The sequence below is a fragment of the Candidatus Cardinium sp. cBcalN2 genome (assembly GCF_022810445.1).
Classification (GTDB): domain Bacteria; phylum Bacteroidota; class Bacteroidia; order Cytophagales; family Amoebophilaceae; genus Cardinium.
Genome location: NZ_JAACGD010000190.1, coordinates 1 through 1,222, shown reverse-complemented (window position 1 = coordinate 1,222; position 1,222 = coordinate 1). Strand labels below are relative to the sequence as shown.

Below are 1,222 nucleotides of genomic sequence, written 5' to 3'. Positions count from 1 at the left end.
AAGCAAGCGCAGGAAGCAAAGCCACTTAATCATCGGACTCCTAATGAGGATCTACTTTTTCGTTACGCTAAAGATCCCTGGTATAAATCAAAACTTATTTGGAGTTTACTGGTAGGGACAGGTACTGGTATATTGGGATTGGGATTTGGGGTATATTATTATCTAGCAGGATCTGGTTCTATAGCAGTTATAATGAACAATCGAACCCTAGATAACAATGGAACCAAAGTTCCAACCAATAGCAATCGTACAGCCTTTGAACAGACTAGACAAAGCTATGTAGATATAAACACTATACCACCACCAGAGGTCAGCATTAAAACTAACCAGGTTGCTGTAGATAAGGTTCGGGAGGCTAGTTTTTCGAAGAAAAGTATAGAAGAGCTTTTGCGTACTGAAACTATAGACGTAAGAGACGAAGACGGGCGCACCCTAACAATGTATGCGGCAGAAGACGGAAACGTAGAGGATTTGAAACTCCTAAAAAATGCAGGGGCAGATTTGGATGCAATAGATAAAGGTTGGAACACAGCTTCAATGCTTGCATCATTTGCAGGTAAGGAAGAAAATGTTCAGTTTTTTATAGACAACTGCGCAAATCCCTTTATAAAAAATCGTGCCAATCATACCGCAAAATTTGTTGCAAAATCTCGTAAATATTTATCTATTGTAAAAATGTGGGAAAAAGCAGAGCAACAGTGGGTCGCCCAACACCATAATCACAAACGTGAGGTTAGTGAATACATTACACCACAGTTGAACGAAAAGAATAAAATATTCGAGGGAGCTCAGAAAAAGTTCGGCACGTCACCATACAAAAAATCCAGGAAACGCAAAAAATGAGACTAGGTAGTATCGATTACTAAAGTAAACATTGTCGATACTATTACAACGATACTATTACAAAAAATATATGAAAATATAATATTATATTGATTATTAGTTTTTTATTGTGTTTTTATCTTTTTTTTATTACATTAAAAAAATGAACACACGATGCATAGCTAGCTTTCATTACCGTTCATTATTAAGGGGAAGGGGTACCTTGCTAAATAGCAAACTAAGCAGGTGAAGTAGTGTGGATAGCCCATATTATATGGGTTATCCATTACCATAGCTCACAGCTGCTTGGTAGTGATTATATGGCATACATTAGTTAAACAATCAATACTTATGAAAACAAAAAAAACATACACACGTTACAGGGTAGGTCTATTCATCG

The 1,222-nt window shown here is 36.6% G+C and carries 1 protein-coding gene; it reads left to right on the top strand.

What is annotated here, in order from left to right; genetic code table 11:
- Positions 1 to 843, top strand: an 843-nt coding sequence (locus tag MUW74_RS04235) for an ankyrin repeat domain-containing protein (RefSeq protein WP_243553107.1), incomplete at its 5' end; no start/stop codon positions are given.
- Positions 844 to 1,222 lie beyond the last annotated feature (379 nt).